Origin of the sequence: Enterobacter cloacae complex sp. 6730903 (genome assembly GCF_048283985.1) — a bacterium.
Lineage (GTDB): Bacteria > Pseudomonadota > Gammaproteobacteria > Enterobacterales > Enterobacteriaceae > Enterobacter > Enterobacter hormaechei_C.
The window spans coordinates 1-26,327 of sequence record NZ_JBLVXX010000034.1; the positions used below are offsets into that span (position 1 = coordinate 1).

General features: G+C 55.7%; 21 protein-coding genes. 13 read left to right on the forward strand and 8 right to left on the reverse strand.

Translation table 11 applies throughout. From position 1 onward, the window contains the following. Nucleotides 1-195: 195 nt before the first annotated feature. From ACNQ0W_RS16985 to fhuB, 8 genes are all read left to right on the forward strand, one after another. Nucleotides 196-765, forward strand: a complete 570-nt coding sequence (locus ACNQ0W_RS16985; RefSeq protein ID WP_062932495.1) for a fimbrial protein — start codon at nt 196-198, stop codon at nt 763-765. Nucleotides 766-813: 48 nt separating this feature from the next. After that, nucleotides 814-1,527: a molecular chaperone gene (locus ACNQ0W_RS16990; RefSeq protein ID WP_062932325.1), complete on the forward strand. Its 714-nt coding sequence runs from the start codon at nt 814-816 to the stop codon at nt 1,525-1,527. Nucleotides 1,528-1,546: 19 nt separating this feature from the next. Next, nucleotides 1,547-4,024, forward strand: a complete 2,478-nt coding sequence (locus ACNQ0W_RS16995; protein WP_417933218.1) for a fimbria/pilus outer membrane usher protein — start codon at nt 1,547-1,549, stop codon at nt 4,022-4,024. Between the two features lie 13 nt (nt 4,025-4,037). Continuing rightward, nucleotides 4,038-5,042 carry a fimbrial protein gene (locus ACNQ0W_RS17000; RefSeq protein WP_235143918.1) on the forward strand — a complete coding sequence of 335 codons (1,005 nt, stop codon included), beginning with the start codon at nt 4,038-4,040 and terminating at the stop codon, nt 5,040-5,042. A 207-nt stretch (nt 5,043-5,249) separates the two neighbouring features. After that, nucleotides 5,250-7,460, forward strand: coding sequence for a ferrichrome porin FhuA (gene fhuA / locus ACNQ0W_RS17005; RefSeq protein WP_062932323.1), 2,211 nt, complete (start codon nt 5,250-5,252; stop codon nt 7,458-7,460). A gap of 50 nt (nt 7,461-7,510) precedes the next feature. Beyond that, nucleotides 7,511-8,308: a Fe3+-hydroxamate ABC transporter ATP-binding protein FhuC gene (gene fhuC, locus ACNQ0W_RS17010; RefSeq protein ID WP_032652619.1), complete on the forward strand. Its 798-nt coding sequence runs from the start codon at nt 7,511-7,513 to the stop codon at nt 8,306-8,308. Next, nucleotides 8,308-9,198, forward strand: a complete 891-nt coding sequence (gene fhuD, locus ACNQ0W_RS17015; RefSeq protein ID WP_047051285.1) for a Fe(3+)-hydroxamate ABC transporter substrate-binding protein FhuD — start codon at nt 8,308-8,310, stop codon at nt 9,196-9,198. The genes fhuC and fhuD overlap by 1 nt, the downstream gene beginning before the upstream one ends. Then, a complete protein-coding gene (gene fhuB / locus ACNQ0W_RS17020; RefSeq protein WP_049134018.1) occupies nt 9,195-11,177 on the forward strand; it encodes a Fe(3+)-hydroxamate ABC transporter permease FhuB in 1,983 nt (660 codons plus the stop codon). The genes fhuD and fhuB overlap by 4 nt, the downstream gene beginning before the upstream one ends. Nucleotides 11,178-11,270: 93 nt before the next feature. On the opposite strand, the gene hemL is transcribed toward fhuB, so the two are convergent. Then, nucleotides 11,271-12,551: a glutamate-1-semialdehyde 2,1-aminomutase gene (hemL, locus tag ACNQ0W_RS17025; protein ID WP_015572714.1), complete on the reverse strand. Its 1,281-nt coding sequence runs from the start codon at nt 12,549-12,551 to the stop codon at nt 11,271-11,273. 177 nt (nt 12,552-12,728) lie between these two features. On the opposite strand from hemL, the gene clcA reads away from it, so the two are divergent. Together clcA and erpA are read left to right on the forward strand one after the other, a co-directional pair. Continuing rightward, the gene (gene clcA, locus ACNQ0W_RS17030) at nt 12,729-14,129 is read left to right on the forward strand and encodes a H(+)/Cl(-) exchange transporter ClcA (RefSeq protein WP_017383743.1); all 1,401 of its coding nucleotides are present in this window, start codon (nt 12,729-12,731) and stop codon (nt 14,127-14,129) included. 85 nt (nt 14,130-14,214) lie between these two features. Beyond that, complete coding sequence (gene erpA, locus ACNQ0W_RS17035; protein WP_003856230.1) at nt 14,215-14,559, forward strand: iron-sulfur cluster insertion protein ErpA; 345 nt, start codon at nt 14,215-14,217, stop codon at nt 14,557-14,559. 58 nt (nt 14,560-14,617) lie between these two features. Here erpA and ACNQ0W_RS17040 read toward each other — a convergent pair whose 3' ends face one another. Genes ACNQ0W_RS17040 through mtnN form a run of 3 tightly spaced genes read right to left on the reverse strand, consistent with a single transcriptional unit; the run spans nt 14,618 to nt 16,768 of the window. Continuing rightward, nucleotides 14,618-15,241 (reverse strand): TRIC cation channel family protein, encoded by a 624-nt coding sequence (locus ACNQ0W_RS17040; protein WP_003856227.1) that lies wholly within the window; start codon nt 15,239-15,241, stop codon nt 14,618-14,620. A gap of 23 nt (nt 15,242-15,264) precedes the next feature. Then, nucleotides 15,265-16,077 (reverse strand): vitamin B12 ABC transporter substrate-binding protein BtuF, encoded by an 813-nt coding sequence (gene btuF / locus ACNQ0W_RS17045; RefSeq protein ID WP_062932322.1) that lies wholly within the window; start codon nt 16,075-16,077, stop codon nt 15,265-15,267. Further along, complete coding sequence (gene mtnN / locus ACNQ0W_RS17050; protein WP_003856223.1) at nt 16,070-16,768, reverse strand: 5'-methylthioadenosine/S-adenosylhomocysteine nucleosidase; 699 nt, start codon at nt 16,766-16,768, stop codon at nt 16,070-16,072. Before mtnN ends, btuF begins: the two co-directional genes overlap by 8 nt. Nucleotides 16,769-16,850: 82 nt before the next feature. Between mtnN and dgt the strand changes: the two genes are divergently transcribed. The 3 genes from dgt (at nt 16,851) to ACNQ0W_RS17065 (ending at nt 21,235) form a co-directional block, all read left to right on the forward strand. Further along, complete coding sequence (gene dgt / locus ACNQ0W_RS17055) at nt 16,851-18,365, forward strand: dGTPase (RefSeq protein ID WP_062932321.1); 1,515 nt, start codon at nt 16,851-16,853, stop codon at nt 18,363-18,365. Nucleotides 18,366-18,497: 132 nt separating this feature from the next. Continuing rightward, on the forward strand, nt 18,498-19,931 hold the full coding sequence (gene degP, locus ACNQ0W_RS17060; protein ID WP_023303104.1) for a serine endoprotease DegP: 1,434 nt from the start codon (nt 18,498-18,500) through the stop codon (nt 19,929-19,931). A 146-nt stretch (nt 19,932-20,077) separates the two neighbouring features. Then, the gene (locus ACNQ0W_RS17065) at nt 20,078-21,235 is read left to right on the forward strand and encodes a CdaR family transcriptional regulator (protein ID WP_003856217.1); all 1,158 of its coding nucleotides are present in this window, start codon (nt 20,078-20,080) and stop codon (nt 21,233-21,235) included. 92 nt (nt 21,236-21,327) lie between these two features. Here the strand turns inward: ACNQ0W_RS17065 and ACNQ0W_RS17070 are convergent, their stop codons facing one another. From ACNQ0W_RS17070 to map, 4 genes are all read right to left on the reverse strand, one after another. After that, entirely contained in the window at nt 21,328-21,714 is a 387-nt protein-coding gene (locus ACNQ0W_RS17070; RefSeq protein WP_003856216.1) for a DUF3461 family protein, read from the reverse strand. A gap of 111 nt (nt 21,715-21,825) precedes the next feature. Further along, entirely contained in the window at nt 21,826-22,650 is an 825-nt protein-coding gene (gene dapD, locus ACNQ0W_RS17075) for a 2,3,4,5-tetrahydropyridine-2,6-dicarboxylate N-succinyltransferase (RefSeq protein WP_003856214.1), read from the reverse strand. Between the two features lie 32 nt (nt 22,651-22,682). After that, the gene (gene glnD / locus ACNQ0W_RS17080; protein WP_003856210.1) at nt 22,683-25,358 is read right to left on the reverse strand and encodes a bifunctional uridylyltransferase/uridylyl-removing protein GlnD; all 2,676 of its coding nucleotides are present in this window, start codon (nt 25,356-25,358) and stop codon (nt 22,683-22,685) included. Between the two features lie 62 nt (nt 25,359-25,420). Then, nucleotides 25,421-26,215: a type I methionyl aminopeptidase gene (gene map / locus ACNQ0W_RS17085; protein ID WP_015572721.1), complete on the reverse strand. Its 795-nt coding sequence runs from the start codon at nt 26,213-26,215 to the stop codon at nt 25,421-25,423. Nucleotides 26,216-26,327 lie beyond the last annotated feature (112 nt).

Below are 26,327 nucleotides of genomic sequence, written 5' to 3' on the forward strand. Positions count from 1 at the left end.
ATCAAGAGGTTAATGAGAACAGGTTGTGAGAGAAGTTTTCATGCGGTAGACGAAGTTGAGACGATTCTGATTTAATTGTGCACAGGGTGAAATGTTATTTAAAGATTAACTTATTACATTTTGCTGTAATTATTCTCTGCTCCTCTGTTTCGGCAGGAATGGAATCGTATGTTTATCTCTTATAAGGAATATTGGATGAAAAAGCAGATTCGGTGCACTTTTTTAGCGGCAGGTATTATGGCTGTTTCATCGCTGCCTGTTATGGCGAGTGATTCTGGTACCGTCAATTTCGCGGGTAAAATTGTTGCTGATACCTGTGTCGTTAATGTTGATGATTCCAACTCAACGGTATCAACCGTTACGTTTGCTGACACCTATCCGTCTGACTATGGCACAGATGGAAAAATTGGCACCTCTAAAGATTTCAAAATTGAAGTGTCAGGCTGTGACCCTCTGGTGTCTAAACTGAACCTTAAATTTAGCGGTACCACAACGGATGCAGCCTATAAGCGTCTGCAAAACGATCTGACGGGCGAAGGTAATGCTACTCATGTTGGGATCACCGTAACCAATAAAAACGGCGGAAATGGAGATGTGCTGTTTAACGGCTCTGTTCCTGACAGCGCGACGGATGTAATCAACAACCCTGACGGCACGACGGCCTCTGTTTTTAACTATACCGCGAATGTCATCCAGGTCGGTGATACTTTGCCAACCGCAGGCCATTACTCGGCTTCCGCGACATTTGAGGTTATGTATCGCTAACTTTTTCGGGGCAGTGGCCTATCGCTGCCCCTTTCGGGTTTACCTATTATGAATACGTTTTTAAAAGTATTATGCGGATGCGTTTTGCTCGGCTGCTGTTCCGCGCAGGCCAGTATTGTTCTGGGTGGCACCCGTATTGTTTATCCATCGAATAAATCTGAAGTGCAGATTGCGCTAAAAAATAAAGATTTGCATACCCGTTATTTAGTTCAAAGTTGGGTCAGTAACCCTGACGCTACAAAAGCGCCTTTTGTTGTTACGCCTCCGGTTTATAAATTGCAGGAAAATCGCCAAACGCTTTTACATATTATTTATACCGGCGATAAAAACGCGCTTCCAAAAGATCGTGAGTCACTCTTTGTTGCGAACGTGAAATCTGTTTCCGCGCTTGCCCCTGAGCTGAAGGATAAAAATACATTGCAGTTTGCAATGAAGACGCGGCTCAAACTGTTCTGGCGTCCGTCGCAGTTAAAAGAATCTGATGCGCTTGAGGCATGGGAAAAGATCACTTTCCACCGTCAGGGGACGCAGCTTGTTGCGAAAAACCCTACGCCTTTCTATGTCTCCTTTGGCGAATTGGCCGTGGGGGGGAAAGCCGTGCCTGTCGTTGAAACAAAATCCATCCCCGGTGCGGTGGCAATGATGGTTGCGCCTTACAGCGAACAGACGTTCACCTTACCCGCAGGCGCCAGGGGGGCTGTCACATGGACGGCCATTAACGACCATGGTGCGCAAACCCGTCAGAAGCAGCAGGCTTTATAAATCATCATGTTGGTAGCGTATGTCGTCGTTCTCATATTACAGATCGGTTCTGAATGGGGTCGCGTTAGCCATGCTGGCGTTATTCCAGCCTGCAAATGCGGACGACGAATTCAACCTGCGCATTCTTGAGCTGGATACGCCGCTGGAAAACACTTCTACGCTTAAAAATTTCATCGGTAATAACAGCTTACTGGCCGGAAGCTATCCAGTGACCATCAAATGGGGGCGAGACATTATCGATAAACGGACCGTGACGTTTGTTCTTTCAAAAGACAAGCAGAGGCTGCTGCCCGAATTCACCAAGGCCGATCTCCGGGATTTTGGTCTTAAGGTAGATACCCTGCCGGACATGAAAGAACTGGATGATAGCGCCCGGGTAGAAGATATCTCGCATTTCATTGAAGGGGCGCAGTACGACTTTAATCAGGATAATCAAACCCTGAGCCTGGTTATTCCGCAGATTTATCGCGACCAAACGGCGGCAGGGACGATCAACCCCAAATACTGGGATGACGGAGCATCAGCCGCCTGGGCCAGCTACCAGGTCAGCGGTTCGCAGCAGGAGACAGATTCCGGAAAAAACAGGTCCACCTGGCTGGGGCTGAATTCGGGCATAAACCTTGGCGCATGGCGACTGCGTAACAACAGCACCTGGAGTGATACCTCCGGCTGGGATGCCATCAGCACCAGCCTGCAACGTGACATTAAAGCTCTGCGAAGCCAGCTGGAGATTGGCCAGACCGCGACCAACGGCGAGTTATTTGACAGCGTTCAGATGACGGGCATAAAGCTTGAAACCGATACCTCAATGTTGCCAACCAGTCAGCAGGGTTTTGCCCCTGTAGTTCGCGGTATAGCTAATAGCGATGCGAAGGTCACCATCAAACAAAATGGCTATACCGTATATCAGACCAACGTCGCACCCGGCCCCTTCGAAATTCGCGACTTAAGTCAGGTGACCTCCGGGACCGATCTCGAAGTGACCGTAGAAGAAGCCGACGGCAGCGAACATAGCTTTATTCAGGCCAGCGCCTCGGTACCCATTCTTCAGCGAGAAGGGGCGTTTAAATATTCCCTGGCAGCAGGTACGTTTCGCGGTAACGAAGGAGAAGAAGAGCCTGCTTTTGTTCAGGGAACAGCGATTTATGGCCTCCCTTACGGCGTTACGGTCTATACCGGCGCGCTGGGGGCATCCCTCTACAATGCGTTTCTGGCCGGCGTCGGCGCGGATTTGGGGCGCTACGGCTCGGCATCGGTTGATGTGACCGCCGCGCATACCGTATTTGACGACGGACGAGATCCCGCCAGCGGCCTGTCATGGCGCGCGCAGTATTCGAAAGATATTCCTGATACCGACACCACGGTCACGCTGGCGAGCTATCGCTACTCTACCTCCGGGTTTTACACCTTTCAGGAGGCGATCGACCAGCGCGACAGCCACATTGACGACGGGATCTACACCTATCGCCGGATGAATAACCGTCGCAGCCGTGTGCAGGTTAACCTTTCTCAGCGAGTGGGAGACTGGGGCTCCACCTATATTAACGCCTATCAACAGCACTACTGGGATATGAGCGGCAGCGAGCGCAGCGTGAGCGCCGGGTTTAGCTCAAGCTGGCACGATATCACCTGGTCTGTCAGCTATAACCTGACCCGCACCCCGGATGCCGACAATGACAGGCAGATGGCGCTGATGGTCAACATTCCTTTCTCCCACTGGCTGCCAAATGCATGGGCAAGCTACAGCCTGAATACCGCCAGCGGCGGATATACCTCTCACCAGGCCGGTATCGGCGGAACGGCGCTGGAGGACAATAACCTCAGCTACAACCTTCAGCAGAGCTATACCAGCAACAATGTCGGGTACGGCGCCAGTCTTTCAGGGCGCTACCGAGGCTCGGCTGGCGAGGTTGGGCTGGGTTACAGCTACGGCGGCAGCAACAGGCAGTGGAATTACAGCGCGAAAGGCTCTGTTGTTGCCCATGAGCATGGTGTGACGCTCGGGCAGTCCGTGCGCGACGCCTTTGCCATCGTGCATATCAAAGGGGGCAACAACGTTAAAGTCCAGAACGGACGCGGGATTTATACCGACTATTTTGGCAATGCGATTGTCCCGACGCTTACGGCCTATCGTCATAATGGCATCACCGTGAACACCCAGGATCGTGACGATCTGGACATCGAAATGGCGACGCAGGATGTAGTGCCGACCAAAGGGGCGGCCATGATGGCGAACTTTGATGCGCGTTCAGGGCAGCGGGCCTTGATTACCTTGTTATACCGTGGAAAACCGGTGCCTTTTGGCGCTCTGGTAACGTTTGAAAATAACACGGTGATTGTCGGTGATGACGGTGAAGCCTGGTTCACGGGGTTACGTGATGTTGTTCCGTTCACGGTTCAGTGGGGAGAAGAACAGGAGCAACACTGTTCCGGCGCGGTCCAGGTACCGTCTTCGGGCGTATCCGGCATTTTAAAAACCACGATAAGCTGCCAGTAAAAAGGGGAAGGGTGTGAGTCAGTTTTTTTCTCTTAAACGGTTTTTTGCCGCCGTTGTGCTTGTGATGTCAGGCGCTTGTTTTCAACCTGCGTGGGCGATTTGCACCATTTCTGGAGACCATGGCAGTCATGTTGTGACCTTCCCGATGCCTCCCACAATCTACCTGGAGCCGGATACGCCCGTCGGGACCATCATTTACGATCACAGTGCGGAGAGTGGGGAAGTATCGGTAGATTGTGGCGGCAGTGATGTGTATTACCGAAAAGGTTACCTGGCTATAACGGACGCCGATGCCCGGGAGGATGTGCTGCCTGGTGTCTACAAAACCAATATACCAGGGATAGGGTTCCGCGCCGCGGCATCGACGGAGAGGTTTCCCGCTTACCTGGAGGAGGATTTAGTCAGGCCGTGGCATCTGGTTGGAATGATACATGGTTACTCCCATGCTACGACTGTATTTCGTGCAGTAGCCCAACTGGTGGTGATTGGTGATGTGCAGGAGGGGATGCTGGACACCTCGCGTCTGATGTCCCGGGAAACGCTTGATGATGCTGTTGTTGGCGAGATGCGATTCTCACCGACCAGCGTGCGTATCACGACCAATACCTGCAACCTGGAGGATAAAAACATCTACGTCCCGCTCAGAACCGTTCATGCGGGCGATTTCGATGGGCAATATTCCGATATCCTGACCGATGACAGCTTTAAGATTGAGATCACCCGTTGTGCCGCTGGGACAAAAGTGGATTACAAATTCACCAGCACAGGCTCAACGGGCGTGACAAACGGCAATATTCTCGACATTGCCAGCGGCGAAGGTGCCGCCAGAGGCGTAGGGATCCAGATTCTGGATAAAAATAACGCGGTTCTGAATTTTGATCAGGACTATACGGCAGTCAGCAGCGTCAGCGCCAATGAAGCTGTGACCATCCCCCTTCAGGCGCGTTACATCAAAACGGGTCAGATTAGTGCGGGGAAGGTTGAGGCTATGGCGACCTTTGAAGTCTTTTATCGTTAATGCTCTTCGACCCGCTCCGGCGGGTTTATAGCGATCATTTCGCTAACTTTCTTAACCCGCTATTTTCATCTGGTTATTTCTTAAACCCTCAATTCTTGTAGGGCCGCATATCGCTTGCTATGCCGTCAGCGTTTCGCATATTATTCTGCGGTCATAATAATAATTCTCGTTTACGTTATCATTCACCTTTTCCATCAGAGATCCATCATGGCGCTTTCCAATACTGCTCAGCCAATTAACACGTCGCTGCGTAAACTCGCAGTCGTCGTAGCCACAGCGGTTGCCGGCATGTCTGCTTACGCACAGGCCGCTGAAACTCCCAATAAAGAAGAAACCATCACCGTGACTGCCGCACCGGCAGCGCAGGAAAGTGCCTGGGAGCCTGCACCGACGATTGCGGCAAAGCGCACTGCAACGGCGACGAAAACCGATACACCGATCGAGAAAACCCCGCAGTCCATTTCCGTGGTCACACGTGAAGAGATGGACATGAAACAGCCGGGAACGGTTAAACAGGCGCTGGCCTATACCCCAAGCGTTTTCGCAACGCGCGGCGCATCAACAACTTACGATGTGGTTTCGATTCGTGGTTTCACGACCTCCAGCACCGTGAATACCAACCAGTATCTGGATGGTATGAAGTTGCAGGGAGACAACTACTCTGAAGCGTCGATGGACCCGTACTTCCTGGAGCGCGTAGAGCTGCTGCGAGGCCCGACGTCCGTACTGTATGGCAAAAGCCACCCTGGCGGCGTAGTGAGTATGGTCAGCAAGCGGCCAACCACGGAACCGTTAAAAGAAATTCAGTTCAAAATGGGGACGGATAACCTCTGGCAGACTGGGTTTGACTTCAGCGACGCGATTGACGATGACGGCGTGTGGTCCTACCGTCTGACCGGTCTGGGGCGCAGCGAGAACGCGCAGCAGGAAATGGTGAAGTCTACTCGTTACGCGATTGCGCCGTCTTTCAGCTGGCGTCCTGATGATAAAACCGATTTCACTTTCCTGAGCAACTTCCAGAGCGATCCGGATGCGGGTTACTACGGCTGGCTGCCGCGTGAAGGTACCGTTGTGCCTTACTATGATGCTAACGGAAAAGCGCACAAACTGCCGACCGACTTCAACGAAGGCGATGAAGACAATAAGATCTCCCGTCGTCAGAAAATGGTGGGTTACAGCTTCGCGCATGAATTCAACGACACCTTCACCGTGCGTCAGAACCTGCGTTATACCAAAATCAACACGCTTTACCGTTCAGTTTACGGTAACGGCTATATCGCCCCTGCCCAGATCAGCCGCGCGTACGTGCGCTCAGATGAAGACCTCAACTCGTTCACGGTTGATACACAGCTCCAGTCGAAATTCGCGACCGGCGCCGTTGACCATACGCTGCTGACGGGGGTGGATTACCTTCGTATGCGCAATGACATTGATGCTGACTACGGTACCGCCGATCCGATCAGCATGAACAATCCGCAGCACGGCAATGCGAACGTCAATGTGAACTTCCCGTATGCCATGCTCAATCGCCAGGAGCAGACCGGGCTCTATGCGCAGGATCAGGCGGAATGGGATAAGTGGGTACTCACCCTGGGTGGCCGCTATGACTTTGCGAAAACGTCTGCCTTTAACCGTAATAACGGGACCACCGCGGAAATTAACGATCAGGCATTTACCTGGCGCGGGGGAATTAACTACCTGTTCGACAACGGGATCACCCCATACTTCAGCTACAGTGAATCCTTTGAGCCGCTCTCTGGCACCACCCAGGGCGGCAAACCGTTCGATCCGGCGCGCGGCAAGCAGTATGAAGCGGGCGTGAAGTATGTTCCGAAAGATCTGCCTGTTGTGGTGACGGCAGCGGTCTATCAGCTGACCAAGAACAACAACCTGACCGCCGATCCGGCGAACCCGACCAGCGGCTTTAGCGTGCAGGGCGGTGAAATTCGCTCCCGTGGCTTTGAGCTGGAAGCGAAAGCGGCGGTGTCGGCTAACGTGAACGTAACGGCGGCCTACAGCTACACCGATGCGGAATATACCCACGATACCTGGTATGAAGGTCGTCGTCCGGCAGAAGTACCGCGTAACATGGCATCCCTGTGGGCGGATTACACCTTCCACGAGACGGCGCTGAGTGGCCTGACCGTCGGTGCGGGCGCGCGTTACATCGGTAACACGGTGACGTACTACTCCTCAGCGTCGCCTAAAGCCTATGAGTCCTTTAACGTCGCGGGTTATGCCCTGGCGGATGCGACCGTGAAATACGATCTGGCGCGCTTCGGTCTGCCGGGATCTTCCGTCGGCGTCAACGTGAACAACATCTTTGACCGTGAATACGTCTCCAGCTGCTACAGCGAGTATGCATGCTACTGGGGAGCAGGACGCCAGGTTGTTGCCACCGCGATCTTCCGCTTCTAACCTCTTTCTGGGCACGGTTCGCCGTGCCCTTTTTATTTAAGTTGGCTGACATGCAGGATAATAAAACGCAATCCGACTCCACCTTCACGCTCAACAATCTCTCCTTTCGCGTACCCGGGCGCACCTTGCTGCATCCGCTCTCTTTGACGTTTCCCGCAGGTAAAGTGACCGGTTTAATCGGGCACAATGGTTCCGGTAAATCGACGCTGCTGAAGATGCTGGGTCGTCATCAGCCGCCGTCCGGGGGCGACATATTGCTGGATGATCAGCCGCTGGCGAGCTGGAGCAGTAAGGCCTTTGCCCGCAAGGTGGCCTATCTGCCGCAGCAGTTGCCGCAGGCGGAGGGGATGACGGTGCGCGAGCTGGTGGCGATTGGACGTTATCCGTGGCACGGTGCGCTCGGGCGTTTTGGCGTCGCTGACAGAGAGAAAGTGGAAGAGGCGATCGCGCTGGTTGGGTTAAAACCGCTGGCGCACCGTCTGGTGGATAGCCTGTCCGGTGGCGAGCGTCAGCGCGCATGGATCGCGATGCTGGTGGCGCAGGACAGCCGCTGCCTGCTGCTTGACGAACCCACGTCGGCGCTGGATATTGCTCATCAGGTTGACGTCCTGGCGCTGGTGCATCGCTTAAGCCAGCAGCGCGGCCTGACGGTGATTGCCGTTCTGCATGATATCAACATGGCGGCACGCTATTGCGACTACCTGGTAGCGCTGCGCGGCGGTGAAATGATCGCTCAGGGTACGCCTGCCGAACTGATGCGCAGCGAAACGCTGGAACATATCTACGGTATTCCTATGGGCATCCTGCCTCACCCGGCCGGTGCTGCACCCGTGAGCTTTGTCTACTGATGCTGGATCCAACATTCATTAGCCGCCGTCGCCTGCTGACAGCCATGGCGCTCTCACCGCTGCTGTTAAAGATGGGCCCGGCCCGCGCTGCCGCTATCGATCCGCACCGCATCGTGGCGCTGGAGTGGTTGCCCGTCGAACTGATGATGGCGCTGGGCGTGACGCCCTACGGCGTGGCCGATATTCCCAACTACACCCTGTGGGTGAATGAGCCAAAACTGCCGGACTCCGTCATCGACATCGGTCTGCGTACGGAGCCGAACCTTGAGCTTCTCACCCAGATGAAACCGTCTTATTTATTCTGGTCTGCGGGGTATGGCCCGTCGGAAGAGACCATGGCGAAGATTGCGCCCGGACGGGGCTTTTCCTTCAGCGACGGCAAAAAGCCGCTGACCATGGCAAAAAATTCCATCCACGAGATGGCGCAGTTCCTCAACCGTGAGGCTCAGGCGAAAAAACATCTCGATGAATTTGATGCGCTGATTGATTCCCTCAAGCCGCGCTTTGCCCACCGTGGCGATCGGCCTTTGCTGATGGTAACCCTGCTGGATGCCCGCCATATGCTGGTCTTTGGAAATAACTGTCTGTTCCAGGAAGTGCTCGACAGCTTTGGCATTCGCAATGCCTGGGAAGGCGAGATGACATTCTGGGGCAGTACCGCCGTGGGGATTGACCGTCTGGCGGCGTTTCGTGATGTGGACGTGCTGTGCTTCGATCACGGGAACGAGCGCGAAATGCAAACCCTGATGGCGACCCCGCTCTGGCAGGCAATGCCGTTCGTCCGCGAGCAGCGCTTCCTGCGCGCGCCAGCGGTATGGTTCTACGGCGCGACGCTGTCGGCAATGCATTTTGCCCGCGTGCTGGACAATGCACTGGGAGGCAAGGCATGAGCACGCGGATGGCCCGTTTCCCGATGTTGCTGTTAGCGCTCATTTTTCTGGCTGCCCTGGCGTTAACCGGCTTTAACCTGAGCACGGCGTTACCGCGCGATCAGTGGGCAGCCGCGTTTGCCGCACCGGATATCGATAATATTCAGCAAATGCTGTTCCACTACAGCCTGCTGCCGCGTCTGGCTATCTCCCTGCTGGTCGGGGCGGGACTGGGACTGGTGGGCGTACTGTTTCAGCAGGTGCTGCGTAACCCGCTGGCAGAGCCGACCACGCTGGGCGTGGCGACGGGGGCTCAGCTGGGGATCACCATCACTACTCTCTGGACCCTGCCGGGAGCGTTAACCTCGCAGTTTGCCGCGCTGGCAGGCGCATGTGTGGTCGGTGCGCTGGTCTTTGGCGTGGCCTGGGGAAAACGTCTCTCGCCGGTCACGCTGATCCTCGCGGGGCTGGTCGTCAGCCTCTACTGTGGGGCAATCAACCAGCTGCTGGTGCTGTTTCACCACGACCAGCTGCAAAGCATGTTTATGTGGAGTACCGGCACGCTCACCCAGACCGACTGGAGTATCGTCCAGCGCCTGTGGCCGCAGCTGTTCGGCGGCGTGGTGCTGACGCTGCTGCTGCTGCGTCCGCTGACGTTGATGGGCCTCGATGACGGCGTGGCGCGCAATCTGGGGCTGGCGCTGTCGCTGGCGCGTCTGGCGGCCCTGACCCTGGCGATTGTGCTGAGCGCGTTACTGGTTAACGCTGTCGGCATCATCGGGTTTATCGGCCTGTTTGCGCCATTGCTGGCAAAAATGCTCGGCGCGCGCCGTCTGCTGGCGCGGCTGATGCTGGCTCCGCTGATTGGCGCGCTGATCCTCTGGCTTTCCGATCAACTCATTCTCTGGCTGGCGCGCGTCTGGATGGAAGTTTCCACGGGCTCGGTGACGGCCCTGATCGGCGCGCCGCTGCTGCTGTGGCTGTTGCCGCGCCTGCGCAGCATTAGCGCCCCGGCAATGGATGCCGGCGATAAAGTACATGCCGAACGTCAGTCGGTGGTGTGGTTCAGCCTTGCCGGGCTGGCGGTGCTGGTTATCGCCTCGTTTGCCGCACTCTCGCTGGGACGCGACGCCACGGGCTGGCACTGGGCGACGGGTGATTTGCTGCATGAACTTATGCAGTGGCGCTGGCCGCGGATCTTCTCCGCGCTGATTGCGGGCGTCATGCTGGCGGTGGCGGGCTGTATTATCCAGCGTCTCACCGGCAACCCGATGGCAAGCCCGGAAGTATTAGGGATCAGCTCCGGGGCCGCGTTTGGCGTAGTGTTGATGTTGTTCCTCGTGCCGGGAAATGCGTTCGGCTGGCTGATGCCTGCCGGGAGTATCGGCGCGGCAGTCACGCTGATGATTATCCTGATCGCCTCCGGGCGAGGGGGGTTCTCACCTCACCGCATGCTGCTGGCCGGGATGGCGCTCAGCACCGCGTTTACTATGCTGCTGATGATGTTGCAGGCGAGCGGCGATCCGCGCATGGCGCAGATCCTGACCTGGATTTCCGGTTCAACGTACAACGCCACCGGCAGTCAGGTGGTGCATACCGGGATTGTGATGATTGTGCTGCTGGCGATTGTGCCGCTGTGCCGTCGCTGGATGACCATTCTGCCGCTGGGTGGGGATACCGCCCGCGCGGTCGGGGTGGCGCTGACGCCAACGCGTATCGCCCTGTTGCTGCTGGCCGCGTGCCTGACGGCGACGGCCACCATGACTATCGGCCCGCTCAGTTTTGTCGGATTAATGGCGCCGCATATCGCCCGTATGATGGGCTTCCGCCGGACTTTGCCGCATATCGTGATCTCTGCGCTGACGGGAGGGGCGATCCTGGTCTTTGCTGACTGGTGCGGAAGGATGGTGCTGTTCCCGTATCAGATCCCGGCGGGCCTGCTGTCGACCTTTATCGGCGCGCCGTACTTTATATATCTGTTGAGAAAGCAGAGTCGGTAATAAAAGTAAACGGCAATCCTTAGATTGCCGTTTTCGTGTTTGCTCCCTCTCCCTGTGGGAGAGGGTTGGGGTGAGGGCATCAAGCCGCACATTTTACAGCTTCGCAAACACCTTACGCGCTGCGTCGATGGTGTTATTGATATCTTCTTCGCTGTGCGCCACGGACATAAAGCCCGCTTCAAACGCTGACGGCGCAAGATACACGCCTTCTTCCAGCATCAGGTGGAAGAAGCGTTTGAAGCGTTCCACGTCGCATTTCACCACGTCCTGATAGCAGGTCACGGTTTTCGCATCGGTGAAGAAAATCCCGAACATCCCGCCGACGTGGTTTACCACCAGCGGGATACCCGCGTCTTCTGCGGCTTCCAGCAGGCCGTTTGCCAGCTGCGTCGTCCGGTCCGTCAGGGTTTCGTGGATACCCGGCTGCGCCACTTCGGTCAGACAGGCAAAGCCCGCCGCCATCGCAATCGGGTTACCGGAGAGCGTACCCGCCTGGTAAACCGGACCGGTTGGCGCCAGCGCGTCCATTACGTCCTTACGGCCGCCAAACGCGCCGACGGGCATGCCGCCGCCAATGATTTTGCCGAGGCAGGTCAGATCCGGCTCAACGCCGTAGTATGACTGCGCTCCCGCCAGCGCGACGCGGAAACCAGTCATCACTTCGTCGATGATCAGCAGCGCGCCGAACTCATCGCACAGCGCGCGCAGGCCCGGCAGGAAATCCGGCTGCGGTGGAATACAGTTCATGTTGCCCGCCACCGGTTCAACGATGATGCAGGCGATCTCCTGCGGATACTGCTCGAACGCGGCGCGAACGGTGTTCAGATCGTTATAGGTGCAGGTCAGCGTGTGTTTCGCGAAATCAGCCGGCACCCCCGGAGAGTTTGGCTGGCCGAGGGTCAGCGCGCCGGAACCGGCTTTTACCAGCAGGCAGTCGGCATGGCCGTGATAACAACCTTCGAACTTGATGATCTTGTCACGACCGGTAAAACCGCGCGCCAGACGGATAGCGCTCATGGTCGCTTCGGTACCGGAGTTCACCATACGCACCATGTCCATCGTTGGCACCAGCTCGGTGACCAGCTCCGCCATTTTGACTTCCATCTCGGTTGGCGCGCCGAAACTCAGGCCGCGCTGAGCGGCTTCAATCACCGCGTTGCGGATCGCCGGGTGGTTGTGCCCCAGTACCATCGGGCCCCAGGAGCCGACGTAATCGACATAGGCTTTACCATCCACATCATACAGATATGCGCCATCCGCACGTTCGATAAACAGCGGGGTGCCACCCACGCCGGTAAAGGCGCGCACGGGTGAATTCACGCCGCCTGGGATAAGCTCGCGGGCTGCGCTGTAGAGGTTTTCAGACTTGCTCATGGCGTCGTTCCTGGTTCGTAGAAATAAGTTAAGGCAACTATTCTAAGTGATTCGGAAGAGGTTATAAAATTTTTGCCCCTCAGAAGGCTTAACAATTGTTAAGTATTTTTCAGGGGACGATGGGATTGTCTCTGGTAGAATCCCTGCGGCCTTTTGTATGACGAAACAGAACAGGTAATGAACGAGAACACGCCTTCTTTTGAACAACAACAGTTTACGCGCGCGAAGCACCGGGTCAGTATCCGGCGGCTGCTCAACCGTGACAAAACCCCGTTAGCCATTCTGCTGGCAGCCGCCGTGGTTGGTACGCTGGCCGGTCTGGTGGGGGTCGCATTCGAGAAAGCGGTCAACGCGGTGCTCAACTGGCGCATAGGTACCGTCGCCAGCTTTGCCGATCGGGAATGGCTGGTCTGGGTGTGGGCCTTTGGCCTTTCAGCACTGTTTGCCATGGTGGGCTATTTTCTGGTGCGTAAATTCGCACCTGAAGCAGGTGGCTCGGGGATCCCTGAAATTGAGGGGGCGCTGGAGGAGCTACGCCCGGTTCGCTGGTGGCGGGTGCTTCCTGTGAAATTTATCGGCGGGATGGGAACCCTCGGGGCGGGCATGGTGCTCGGTCGGGAAGGGCCAACGGTACAGCTGGGCGGTAACGTCGGGCGCATGGTCGGCGATCTGTTCCGTATGCGCAGCGCCGAAGCACGGCATACGCTGCTGGCGACGGGGGCCGCCGCGGGGCTGTCTGCGGCGTTTAACGCGCCGCTGGCGGGTATCCTGTTTATTATTGAAGAGATGCGCGCCCAGTTCCGCTACAACCTGATCTCCATTAAAGCGGTGTTTACCGGCGTGATTATGTCGAGCATTGTCTTTCGCGTCTTTAACGGCGAAGGTGCGGTGATTGAAGTTGGCAAGCTGACCAATGCGCCGGTCAATACTTTATGGCTGTATCTGGTTCTTGGGATGATTTTTGGCGTCGTCGGCCCGCTTTTTAACACCCTGATTTTACGGGCGCAGGATATGTTTCAGCGCATCCATGGCGGAAATACCACGAAATGGGTGCTGGTGGGAGGCCTGCTTGGCGGCGTGTGCGGGATCCTCGGCTTTATCGAACCGAATGCGGCGGGCGGCGGTTTCGGCCTGATTCCCATTGCCGCGGCGGGGAATTTCAGCGTAGGCCTGCTGCTGTTTATGTTTATTTCACGCGTCATCACCACGGTATTGTGCTTCTCCTCCGGCGCACCGGGCGGCATTTTCGCTCCGATGCTGGCACTTGGGACGCTGCTGGGTACGGCGTTCGGGATGGCGGCGGCGGCAGGGTTCCCGGCCTACCATCTGGATGCGGGGACGTTTGCGGTTGCGGGAATGGGGGCGCTGCTGGCGGCCTCCCTGCGCGCGCCGCTGACCGGGATCGTACTGGTGCTGGAAATGACCGACAATTACCAGCTCATTTTGCCAATGATCATTACCTGTCTCGGCGCGACACTATTAGCCCAATTCCTGGGTGGAAAACCGCTATACTCCACCATTCTTGCCCGTACCCTGGCGAAACAGGAAGCTGAACAGGCCCTGAAGCAGAATACTTGAATGAATTACCAGGGTATTAGATAATGACAAAAAGAATTGGGTGATTTTTGCCCAATAGCAGTCGCAGTATTCATGGGAGCATAAGATGAGTGATGACGTAGCGTTGCCGCTGGAATTTACCGAAGCAGCAGCGAAAAAAGTGAAAACCCTGATTGCCGACGAGGACAATCCGGATCTGAAACTGCGTGTTTATATTACCGGCGGCGGCTGTAGTGGCTTCCAGTATGGTTTTACCTTTGACGATCAGGTTAACGATGGTGATATGACTATCGAGAAACAGGGCGTCGCGCTGGTGGTTGACCCGATGAGCCTGCAATATCTGGTGGGCGGTTCAGTGGACTACACTGAAGGTCTGGAAGGTTCGCGCTTTGTGGTGACTAACCCGAATGCAACCAGCACCTGCGGGTGTGGTTCGTCGTTCAGTATTTAAGCCTGAATGCAGATTGTAGGCCCGGTAAGCGAAGCGCTACCGGGCTTATAAACGATATCTATCTTGAATTTTCATCCAGCGCAAAGGTCGGCAGCTTCAGGTGCCAGCGTATCGCCGCTAAACGGATCACCAGCGTGACCACCATCCCCAGCATCGCCGCATTCTCCAGCGGGACAGCAAAGGTGTAATACGCCGTGGCGTGAACAATCCCCCCGATGATACAGGCCGTCGCGTAGATTTCCGTTCGCAGGATCATCGGGACTTCTCGCGCCAGTATGTCGCGAATAATCCCTCCGCCCACGCCGGTTAACACGCCCATGCAGATCGCCACCAGCGGGCCAGTCCCGGCAATAAAGGCTTTATTCACGCCTATCCCCACAAAAACCGCCAGACCGACGGCATCCAGCACCGGCAATATCCATTTTGGCAGTCTGCGAGGCTGACGAACCAGCACGATGGTTAACAGGCAGGTGACCATCGCCACCACCAGGTCCGTGGGATCTTTTACCCAGAATACCGGGCCGTTTGCCAGCGCCATATCGCGGATCGTTCCGCCTCCCACCGCCGTAACAACGCCGAGTACCAGTACGCCAAAAGGGTCCATGCGTAGTTTTCCGGCAAGCAAAACGCCGGAGATAGCAAAAACGGCTGTGCCAAGAATATCCAGCCAATACACGAGCATCGTTAAATCCTCGAAGGGGGTATTTATCTGTTTGAGTGACTCTCTGCAAGTTCGGCGCAGAGTTGTTTTGCGGCGAGGATAATACGCGGGCTGGCGCGTTCAAACCAGTCGCTGTTGAGTGCGATGACCGGAATTTTAAGCTGCCGATGCCAGAATTGTTCTATTTTAGGAATCTCGCTCGCATTTCCGACCACCACAATGGCCTGCGGTTGTCGGGCAAGAACCTGCTCACGACTGACCTGGGGCCAGGGAACCCGGCTTTCGGCAAAGATATTTTCACCTCCACAGGTCTCAAGCACCTGGTTCTGGATCGAACCTCTCCCGGTAGTGAACAGCGGCTGGCTGCCAAATTGCAGAAAAACGCGTTGTTTCGGTTGCGTGCCGTATCGGGCTTTTAGCGCGGCATAGTCGTTGAGCATCTGCTGTGCAGCCTGCCCGGCGCGTTGTGGGGTAGGGCTGAAGGGCGCGAGGTCACGGAGGGTTTGCGCCACCTGTTCGATGCTCACCGCGTCCACCCATTTCACCGTTATTCCCAGCGAAGAGAGCTGGTTCACCTGCCGTTCGGCATTACCGCCGCGCCAGGCGAGGACCAGATCGGGCTTTAGCGCCACGATGCGTTCCAGGTTCATTCCCTGCCAGGTGGCAACCTGTTCGATATGGGCGGCCTGCGGTGGATAATCGGAAAAGCTGCTCACCGCAACGGGCGTGATCCCGGCGGCAAACGCCAGTTCCGTATTGGCAGGGGAGAGAGTGATCACCCGCGGCGCGGCGATGAGCCAGGCCGGAGCGAGCAGCAGAAGCAGGGCGACCAGCGCCCTGAATGACACCTTACCCACGCGCCAGTTTCTGCACCAGGGTTTCCACCATCACGGTGGACTGTTTGGCCGCAACGGCCAGGAATTCGTCGAAGCTGATGTGGGACTGCTGGTCCGCCACGTCAGAGATCGCGCGAACGACCACGAACGGCACGCTGAAGTTATGGCATACGTGCGCGATGGCCGTGGCTTCCATCTCAACGGCCACAGCCTGCGGGAAGTTATGACGGATTTTCGCCAGACCGACAGAGCCGTTGATAAAGGCATCGCCGCTGACGATCAGGCCACGCACCGCATTGAGGTTCAGCTCGTTAATGCAGCTTTCAGCGGCGGCAATCAGCTTATCATCCGCTTTAAACCCGGCCGGGCAGCCTGGAAGCTGACCATATTCGTAGCCGAATGCGGTGACATCTGCATCGTGGTAACGCGCTTCGTCGGAAACCACGATATCGCCCACTTTCAGCGTCGGCGCCAGACCGCCCGCAGAACCCGTATTAATGATAACGTCAGGCTTGCAGCGCTCAAGCAGCAGGGTCGCGCCCAGTGCCGCTGCAACTTTACCGATGCCTGATTTCAGCAGAGCCACGTCAACGCCGTTCAGCTGGCCGGTGTAGATCTCACAGCCACCGAGGGAGAGGGTCTGACGGTTCTCAATTTTGTCACGCAGCAGCGTAACTTCTTCTTCCATTGCACCAATAATGCCGATTTTCATAGATTTACTCGCGATGTGCCTTGTTAAGATGCATAGTCTATCATGCGGTTAAGGGGAAACGCATTCTCACGCGGGGGAGCACATGGCACCAATCGATTTTCGCACCAAAATTAACTGGCACCGACGTTTCCGTTCGCCACAGGGCGAAAAGAGCGAACATGAGATCCTGCGCATTTTCGAAAGCGATCGCGGACGCATCATCAACTCGCCCGCCATCCGCCGGTTACAGCAAAAAACCCAGGTGTTCCCGCTGGAGCGTAACGCCGCGGTGCGTACGCGGTTAACGCACTCCATGGAAGTGCAGCAGGTGGGACGCTACATTGCGAAAGAGATCCTCAGCCGCCTTAAAGAGCAACGTCTGCTGGAAACCTACGGACTGGATGAACTGACCGGGCCGTTCGAAAGCATCGTCGAGATGGCCTGCCTGATGCACGATATCGGCAATCCTCCCTTTGGTCATTTCGGCGAGGCCGCCATCAATGACTGGTTTAAACAGCGGCTTTTTCCCTCTGACGCCATAAGCCAGCCGCTCAGCGATGACCGCTGTGTGGTACGCGATTTACGCCTGCGTGAAGGTGAAGATAGCCTGAACGATCTGCGCCGTAAGGTGCGCCAGGATCTGTGTCATTTCGAGGGTAACGCGCAGGGGATCCGTCTGGTGCACTCCCTGATGCGGATGAATCTGACCTGGGCCCAGGTCGGCTGTATTCTTAAATACACGCGTCCCGCATGGTGGACCGGAGAAACGCCCGCCACGCATAGTTACCTGATGAAAAAACCGGGCTATTACCTATCGGAAGAAGCATACATCGCGCGGTTGCGTAAAGAACTGTCTCTGACCCCCAATGGCCGTTTTCCATTGACATGGATTATGGAAGCGGCTGATGACATTTCTTATTGCGTGGCCGATCTGGAAGACGCGGTGGAAAAAAGAATATTCAGCGTCGAGGAGCTGTATCAGCATCTTCATGATGCCTGGGGAGAGCATGAAAAAGGTTCTCTGTTTGCGCAGGTCGTCGAAAATGCCTGGGATAAATCGCGTTCAAATTCGCTGAGCCGCAGTACCGAAGATCAGTTCTTTATGTATTTGCGGGTGAACACGCTGAATAAACTGGTGCCGTATGCGGCCGCCCGTTTCATTGATAATTTGCCGATGATATTTAGCGGGGAATTTAATCACGCCCTGCTTGAAGATGAGAGCAGTTTTAGTCAGCTGCTTGAATTATATAAAAACGTGGCTGTTCGCCATGTTTTCAGCCACCCGGATGTCGAGCAGCTGGAGCTGCAAGGATACCGGGTTATCAGCGGGTTGCTGGAAATTTATGGTCCGCTGCTCCAGCTGACGGTCGATGAGTTTTGCGAGCTGGTCGAAAATGAACGTGTTCGCCGCCTGCCGATTGAATCTCGTCTCTATCAGAAGCTTTCAACCCGCCACCGGCTGGCATACATTGAGGCCGTCAGTAAAATAGATCGCCATTCTTCCCACTGGCCAGTTATGGAATATTATTATCGCTGTCGTCTTATCCAGGACTATATCAGCGGGATGACAGATTTGTATGCCTGGGATGAATACCGCAAGCTTATGGCCGTTGAATAAGCCATGAGTTTTGTAAAGACGACCAATAAATTTTTACTTTTTCCATAAACTTAATCCCGGAACTAAGCGGTATAAAACGAATCTGAGTTACACAGCAATTTTGCGTTATCTGGTAAATCGAGATTGAGAAACATGAAAAAAACCACATTAGCAATGAGTGCACTGGCTCTGAGTTTAGGTTTAGCGCTGTCCCCTCTGGCGATGGCGGCCGAGACAGCTTCCTCGGCAGCGACTGCGCAGCAGATGCCAAGCCTGGCCCCGATGCTCGAAAAAGTGATGCCATCGGTGGTGAGTATTAACGTTGAGGGCAGCACGACCGTCAATACGCCGCGTATGCCGCGTAATTTCCAGCAGTTCTTCGGCGACAATTCGCCATTCTGCCAGGACGGTTCGCCATTCCAAAGCTCCCCGTTCTGTCAGGGCGGCGGTGCAGGGGATGACGGCATGGGCGGCGGCCAGCAGCAGAAATTCATGGCACTCGGCTCGGGCGTGATTATTGATGCAGCGAAAGGCTACGTGGTGACCAATAACCACGTGGTAGATAATGCTAACACCATTAAGGTGCAGATGAGCGATGGCCGTAAATTCGATGCCAAAGTGGTTGGTAAAGACCCGCGCTCTGATATCGCGCTGATTCAAATCCAGGATCCGAAGAACCTGACGGCGATTAAGCTTGCCGACTCTGACGCGCTGCGCGTGGGTGACTACACCGTCGCCATCGGTAACCCGTTTGGTCTGGGCGAAACCGTGACCTCGGGTATCGTCTCCGCGCTGGGACGTAGCGGCCTGAATGCGGAAAACTATGAAAACTTCATCCAGACGGATGCGGCCATTAACCGTGGTAACTCCGGCGGTGCGCTGGTTAACCTGAACGGTGAGCTGATCGGTATCAACACCGCTATCCTGGCACCGGACGGTGGCAACATCGGTATCGGCTTTGCTATCCCAAGCAACATGGTGAAAAACCTGACTGCGCAGATGGTGCAATATGGACAGGTGAAACGCGGTGAGCTGGGTATCATGGGTACCGAGCTGAACTCCGAGCTGGCGAAAGCGATGAAAGTGGACGCTCAGCGCGGCGCATTCGTAAGCCAGGTCATGCCGAACTCCTCGGCGGCGAAAGCCGGCATTAAAGCGGGTGACGTCATTACCTCGTTGAACGGTAAACCGATCAGCAGCTTTGCCGCCCTGCGTGCGGAAGTGGGTTCTATGCCAATCGGCAGTAAAGTGACCCTCGGCCTGCTGCGTGAAGGTAAGCCGGTTAACGTGAGCCTGGAACTGCAACAGAGCAGTCAGAATCAGGTCGATTCCAGCACCATCTTCAGCGGTATTGAAGGTGCCGAGATGAGCAACAAAGGGGCAGATAAAGGCGTGGTGGTGAACAACGTGAAAGCGAACTCACCTGCTGCCCGTATCGGCCTGAAAAAAGGTGATGTGATCATGGGCGCTAACCAGCAGCCGGTGAAAAACATCGCTGAACTGCGCAAAATTCTCGACAGCAAGCCGTCCGTGCTGGCACTGAATATTCAGCGTGGTGATACCTCTATTTATCTCCTGATGCAGTAATCTTCTTAAGCCCCTGTTCGCAGGGGCTTTCTCGTTTCTGTGACCTTTCCCACAACTCCATACATCTCTCTCTGCCTTTGGGCATCTGCACAATGCAGCCTTAGCTGAACTTCCCTATGCTTGAGCTCTGCTCACGGGAGGGTTATATGGCTGGCTGGCATCTTGATACCAAAATGGCGCAGGATATCGTGGCGCGAACCATGCGCATCATTGATACCAATATCAACGTAATGGATGCCCGCGGGCGCATTATCGGCAGCGGCGATCGTGAGCGTATTGGGGAATTGCACGAAGGGGCGTTGCTGGTGCTCTCTCAGGGGCGCGTGGTCGATATCGATGACGCCGTGGCGAAACATCTGCACGGGGTCCGTCAGGGGATCAACCTGCCGCTGCGTCTGGAAGGAGAGATTGTTGGCGTTATCGGTCTGACCGGCGATCCTGAATCGCTGCGTAAATACGGCGAGCTGGTCTGCATGACGGCCGAGATGATGCTGGAGCAGTCGCGTCTGATGCACCTGCTCGCCCAGGACAGCCGCCTGCGCGAAGAGCTGGTGATGAATTTGATTCAGGCGGAGGAGCACACGCCTGCCCTGAGCGAATGGGCGCAGCGTCTGGGTATCGACCTGAATCAGCCGCGCGTGGTCGCCGTTATTGAGGTGGATAGCGGCCAGCTTGGTGTGGACAGCGCCATGGTGGAGCTACAGCAGCTGCAAAACATGCTGGCGACGCCGGAGCGTAACAACCTGGTGGCGATTGTCTCTTTGACGGAAATGGTGGTGCTCAAGCCTGCGCTTAATCAGTTTGGCCGCTGGGACGCGGAAGATCATCGTCGCCGCGTTGAGCTGCTCATCGAGCGCATGAAGGAGAACGGACAGCTCCGTTTTCGCGTCGCGCTGGGAAATTACTTTACCGGGCCGGGAAGTATCGCCCGTTCGTGGCGAACGGCGCGCACCACCATGATGGTAGGGAAACAGCGCATGCCGGAGAGCCGCAGTTATTTCTATCAGGATCTGATGCTGCCGGTCCTGCTCGACAGCCTGCGCGGTGGCTGGCAGGCCAACGAGCTGGCGCGTCCGCTTGTGCGTCTGAAAGCGATGGACAACAACGGGCTGCTGCGCCGCACCTTGCAGGCATGGTTCCGACATAACGTGCAGCCGCTGGCAACGTCAAAAGCGCTCTTTATTCATCGTAATACGCTGGAGTATCGGCTTAACCGGATCTCGGAACTGACGGGGCTGGATTTAGGGAATTTTGACGACCGGCTACTGCTGTATGTGGCGTTGCAGCTGGATGAACAGAGATAACTAAGTGCGGTCTGGTGCCCTCACCCCATCCCTCTCCCACGGGGAGAGGGCACAAACATTAAAAACGGCAATCAAGGATTGCCGTTTTGCTTTTATTTCCGCGTCAATTTCTCAAGATCTGCTTCAATCTCGCTGATCTTATTGGTGACTACGCTTTCCAGGTGACGCAGGTCGTCAAGGATCTTACGTTTCAGATCGACTTCGCTGCGATCGCGCTGGCAGATTTGATCGAGTTCGTCGATCACGTAGCGCAGGTTAGGGCTGATTTCCTGTACTTCTTTATATCCCTGACCGATACCGTCAGCGACAACGGTCTTACGCTGGCGAGGGTATTTAAACTTCACGCTTTTGGCGAAGAACTCTCCTTTGTCCTTGTGAAAATAGATTTTCAAAATATCGTTATTGGCTTCCTGGCGGAGACTATAACGATCAATTTCATCAGGATTGGTAATGCCCAGACTTTTCAGATTATCGTACATAGCGGTACCCTTGATCTCAACATAACCTATGAATAATTAACGAAAAAATCTATTTTCGCCACCTTCGGATATAAAAAAAGCGGGGTTGCCCCCGCTTTTTGTTATACCCGATTAATCGATGGTGCGCAGCAGTTCATTGATGCCCACTTTACCGCGCGTTTTCGCGTCCACTTTTTTCACGATGACCGCGCAATACAGGCTGTATTTGCCATCTTTAGACGGCAGGTTGCCGGAAACCACAACGGAACCGGCTGGAACGCGGCCGTAGTGAATTTCACCGGTTTCGCGATCGTAAATACGGGTGCTCTGGCCAATATAAACGCCCATGGAGATCACAGAACCTTCTTCGACGATCACGCCTTCAACCACTTCGGAACGTGCGCCGATGAAGCAGTTGTCTTCGATGATGGTTGGGTTAGCCTGAAGTGGCTCCAGAACGCCACCGATGCCCACACCGCCGGACAGGTGAACGTTTTTACCGATCTGCGCGCAGGAGCCGACGGTAGCCCAGGTGTCTACCATGGTGCCTTCGTCAACGTAGGCGCCGATGTTCACGTAGGATGGCATCAGCACGGTGTTGCGTGCGATGAAGGCACCCTGACGAACGGCCGCCGGTGGTACTACGCGGAAGCCCTCTTTCTGGAAGCGCGCTTCGTCGTAATCCGCAAATTTCATTGGCACTTTATCGAAGTAGCGGCTTTCTGCTCCGTCGATAACCTGGTTATCGTTGATACGGAAAGAGAGCAGCACAGCTTTCTTCAGCCATTGATGAGTAACCCACTGACCGTCGATTTTTTCTGCCACGCGCAGCGCGCCGGAATCCAGCAGGGAAATAACCTGGTTTACCGCTTCACGGGTCACGGTATCCACATTTGCCGGAGTGATGTCGGCGCGACGCTCAAAAGCGGACTCAATAACGTTCTGTAACTGCTGCATTGTTTACTCTTTCCATTTCACTAAAAAACACGTCACCCTTTATCGTTTGGATTGAGGGCTGCTGTCAACCGTTGTTGCACTTCAAGTTGCAGGTCATTATTAAGGGCACGCCGGTCGGCCGTCGCGATTATAAATAAATCTTCTACTCGTTCGCCAATGGTTGTAATTCGGGCGCCGTGAAGCGAAATTCCCAGATCGGCAAAAACCTGGCCGACGCGGGCGAGTAGCCCTGGCTGGTCGAGCGCAATCAGCTCAAGGAACGATTTACGGTCGGTATGGGTCGGCAGGAAATTGACCTCGGTATCGACGGTAAAGTGGCGCAGTTTTGCCGCCTGACGACGCGGCTGCGGAGGTTGCCAGCTGCGCTGGGTAATGGCCTGCTCGAGGCCAAAGCGTATCCCCTCATGCCTGTCCGACGACAGCGGGCTGCCGTCCGGCTCCAGCACAATAAAGGTGTCCATCGCCATGCCGTCGCGGGTGGTAAAAATCTGCGCGTCGTGAACGCTCAGGTTACGCCTGTCCAGCTCGGCACAGACCGCTGCAAACAAATAAGGTCGGTCCGGGCTCCAGATAAAGATCTCCGTCCCGCCACGCGTGGCCTGCGGACTGAGCAGAATCATCGGTTTTGTCAGGTCGTGCTTCAGCAGATGCCGGGCGTGCCAGGCAAGCTGGTTTGGGCTGTGGCGCACAAAGTAGTTGGCGCGGCAGCGCGCCCAAATCTGATGCAGCGCCTCTTCGTTGATGTTATCCATGCGCAGCAGGGCCAGCGCCTGCAACTGATGGTGGCGCACGCGCTCGCGCATGTCGGGGGTGTTCTGCATCCCGCGACGCAGCTGTTTTTCGGTGGCGAAGTAGAGTTCGCGCAGCAGGCTCTGCTTCCAGCTGTTCCACAGGGTTTCGTTGGTGGCGCAGATATCGGCCACCGTCAGGCAGACCAGGTAGCGCAGGCGGTTCTCCGTTTGCACTTCCTCGGCGAACTGCTTGATCACTTCCGGATCCTGAATATCACGACGCTGAGCGGTAACCGACATCAGCAGATGATGGCGAACCAGCCAGGCGATAAGCTGCGTTTCACGCGAGTTCAGACCGTGCAGCTCGGCAAATTTCAGCACGTCCTGGGCGCCGAGTACGGAGTGGTCGCCGCCGCGACCTTTGGCGATATCATGGAACAGGGCGGCGATCAGGATCAGCTCCGGGTGCGCCAGACGTGGCCACAGATCAACGCACAGCGGATGGCGGGATCGCGTCTCTTCCTTAGCGAAGCTTTCCAGCTTCAGCATGACGCGGATCGTGTGCTCATCCACCGTATAGGCGTGAAACAGGTCGAACTGCATCTGTCCGACAATATGCGACCACTGGGGCATATAAGCCCACAATACGCTGTGACGGTGCATCGGCAGCAGACCGCGGCTGACGGCGCCCGGATGACGAAGCATGCTCAGGAACAGCGAGCGCGCCTCCGGGATGTAACACAGCGGCTGCTTCAGATGACGCCGTGCATGGCGCAGATGACGCAGGGTGGTGGAGTAGATCCCGGTGATCGTGCTGTTGCGCACCATGGTGTAGAACATTCGCAGGATCGCTTCCGGTTCGCGGATGAACAGCGTTTCGTCGCGCAGATCGATAAGCGTGCCGCGCAGCTGAAATTCATCATCAATCGGACGCGGTTTTTCGTCTGCCGTCAGCGCGAGGATCGCCTCATCGAACAACTGTAACAGCATCTGGTTTAGCTCAGAGACGCGGCGGGTGACGCGGAAGAAATCCTTCATCATTTGCTCGACCGGCTCGTTGCCCTCGCCCTGGTAATTCAGGCGCTGCGCCACGCTGAGCTGTCGGTCAAACAGCAGGCGGTTATCGTAGCGGGTGACTTCCAGGTGCAGGGCAAAACGGATGCGCCACAGCAGATGCAGACATTCATTGAGTTCGTTACGTTCGGCTTCGGTCAGAAAACCAAACCCGACCATTTCGTCCAGCGATGTTGCCCCAAAATGGCGACGGGCGACCCATTGCAGCGTGTGGATATCGCGCAGGCCACCGGGGCTGCTTTTAATATCCGGTTCGAGATTATAGCTGGTACCGTGATAGCGCTGGTGGCGCTGGTTTTGTTCTTCGACTTTCGCGGCGAAGAATTTTTCCGAAGGCCAGAAGCCGTCGCTAAAGATGTGCTTTTGCAGTTCGAGGAACAGCGCCACGTCGCCAATCAGCAGGCGGGTTTCAATCAGGTTGGTGGCGACGGTCAGGTCAGATAACCCTTCCAGCAGACACTCTTCCAGCGTGCGTACGCTGTGGCCCACTTCCAGCTTTACGTCCCAGAGCAGGGTCAACAGTTCACCGATTTTCTGCGCCCGATCGTCCGGCAGTTTTTTACGGCTTAAGATCAGCAGGTCGATATCAGAGAGCGGATGCAGTTCACCCCGGCCATAGCCGCCGACCGCAACCAGCGCGACGTCGCTCACCTGTCCGAAACCGTAGTCGATCCACAGACGTTGCAGGAGCTGGTCGATAAATTCGGTGCGCGCTTCAATGAGCTGCTCGGCCGAAACACCTGCGTCAAATGCGCTACCCAGCCAGCGATGGAAAACCTCCATGTGGGCTTTGATATGCGCGCAGGTCAGCTCATGCGGTGGCCAGACGCCCGGGTTATCAGGCTGGTCGGGGAGGGTGGGAAGTGCTGTGTTAGCATACTGTTCGGGTAAGAGATTACTCATCGTGCGCCACCCATAAGAAAAAGCTATCGCCATTAAAAAAGCCGGCATTCGCCGGCTTCTTATCACTCAATGTTCGTCAGTATCGCCGGGATGGTGTCATCCTTGCGCAAGGTCATAATTTCGCAGCCGTTGTCTGTAACCACAATAGTATGCTCGTACTGGGCAGACAAGCTTCTGTCTTTGGTTTTTACCGTCCAGCCATCTTTCATGGTACGGATGCGGTAATCACCCGCGTTGACCATTGGTTCGATAGTGAAGGTCATGCCCTTTTGCAGCACTACGCCGCCGTCGTCAGCATCGTAATGCAGAACCTGCGGTTCTTCATGGAAGACGCGGCCAATGCCGTGACCGCAGTATTCGCGCACCACGGAGAAACCTTCCGCTTCCACAAATTTCTGGATAGCCGCCCCGATGGTGCGCAGGCGGATGCCCGGCTTCACCATTTTCAGCGCCAGGTAGAGGCTCTCTTGCGTCACTTTGCACAGACGCTCGCCCAGAATCGTTGGCTTGCCAACGATGAACATCTTAGAAGTGTCGCCGTGGTACTCGTCTTTAATCACGGTCACATCGATGTTGACGATGTCGCCATCTTTCAGCAGTTTTTCGTCATCCGGAATGCCGTGGCAAACCACTTCATTAATAGAGATGCAGACGGATTTCGGGAAACCGTGATAGCCAAGGCAGGCGGAGACCGCGTGCTGCTCGTTGACGATATAGTCGTTACAGATGCGATCCAGTTCGCCAGTGCTGACGCCCGGTTTCACAAACGGCTCGATCATTTCCAGCACGTCCGCGGCCAGACGACCGGCGACGCGCATCTTTTCAATTTCTTCAGGTGTCTTAATAGAGATAGCCATGTAATCTGTCCATCGGTGTCGATTTTTTCGACAATACTAGTGTAAGTGTTGTCAATGGTATCAGTCAGGCGCACCCCGTGCCAAATTGAGAATCATTAACAGCACACTCCGC

Coding starts and splice junctions, on each gene's coding strand:
- ACNQ0W_RS16985 (WP_062932495.1), top strand. CDS start 196: ATGAAAAAGCAGATTCGGTGCACTTTTTTAGCGGCAGGTATTATGGCT.
- ACNQ0W_RS16990 (WP_062932325.1), top strand. CDS start 814: ATGAATACGTTTTTAAAAGTATTATGCGGATGCGTTTTGCTCGGCTGC.
- ACNQ0W_RS16995 (WP_417933218.1), top strand. CDS start 1,547: ATGTCGTCGTTCTCATATTACAGATCGGTTCTGAATGGGGTCGCGTTA.
- fhuA (WP_062932323.1), top strand. CDS start 5,250: ATGGCGCTTTCCAATACTGCTCAGCCAATTAACACGTCGCTGCGTAAA.
- fhuC (WP_032652619.1), top strand. CDS start 7,511: ATGCAGGATAATAAAACGCAATCCGACTCCACCTTCACGCTCAACAAT.
- fhuD (WP_047051285.1), top strand. CDS start 8,308: ATGCTGGATCCAACATTCATTAGCCGCCGTCGCCTGCTGACAGCCATG.
- fhuB (WP_049134018.1), top strand. CDS start 9,195: ATGAGCACGCGGATGGCCCGTTTCCCGATGTTGCTGTTAGCGCTCATT.
- hemL (WP_015572714.1), bottom strand. CDS start 12,551: ATGAGCAAGTCTGAAAACCTCTACAGCGCAGCCCGCGAGCTTATCCCA.
- clcA (WP_017383743.1), top strand. CDS start 12,729: ATGAACGAGAACACGCCTTCTTTTGAACAACAACAGTTTACGCGCGCG.
- erpA (WP_003856230.1), top strand. CDS start 14,215: ATGAGTGATGACGTAGCGTTGCCGCTGGAATTTACCGAAGCAGCAGCG.
- ACNQ0W_RS17040 (WP_003856227.1), bottom strand. CDS start 15,241: ATGCTCGTGTATTGGCTGGATATTCTTGGCACAGCCGTTTTTGCTATC.
- mtnN (WP_003856223.1), bottom strand. CDS start 16,768: ATGAAAATCGGCATTATTGGTGCAATGGAAGAAGAAGTTACGCTGCTG.
- dgt (WP_062932321.1), top strand. CDS start 16,851: ATGGCACCAATCGATTTTCGCACCAAAATTAACTGGCACCGACGTTTC.
- degP (WP_023303104.1), top strand. CDS start 18,498: ATGAAAAAAACCACATTAGCAATGAGTGCACTGGCTCTGAGTTTAGGT.
- ACNQ0W_RS17065 (WP_003856217.1), top strand. CDS start 20,078: ATGGCTGGCTGGCATCTTGATACCAAAATGGCGCAGGATATCGTGGCG.
- ACNQ0W_RS17070 (WP_003856216.1), bottom strand. CDS start 21,714: ATGTACGATAATCTGAAAAGTCTGGGCATTACCAATCCTGATGAAATT.
- dapD (WP_003856214.1), bottom strand. CDS start 22,650: ATGCAGCAGTTACAGAACGTTATTGAGTCCGCTTTTGAGCGTCGCGCC.
- glnD (WP_003856210.1), bottom strand. CDS start 25,358: ATGAGTAATCTCTTACCCGAACAGTATGCTAACACAGCACTTCCCACC.
- map (WP_015572721.1), bottom strand. CDS start 26,215: ATGGCTATCTCTATTAAGACACCTGAAGAAATTGAAAAGATGCGCGTC.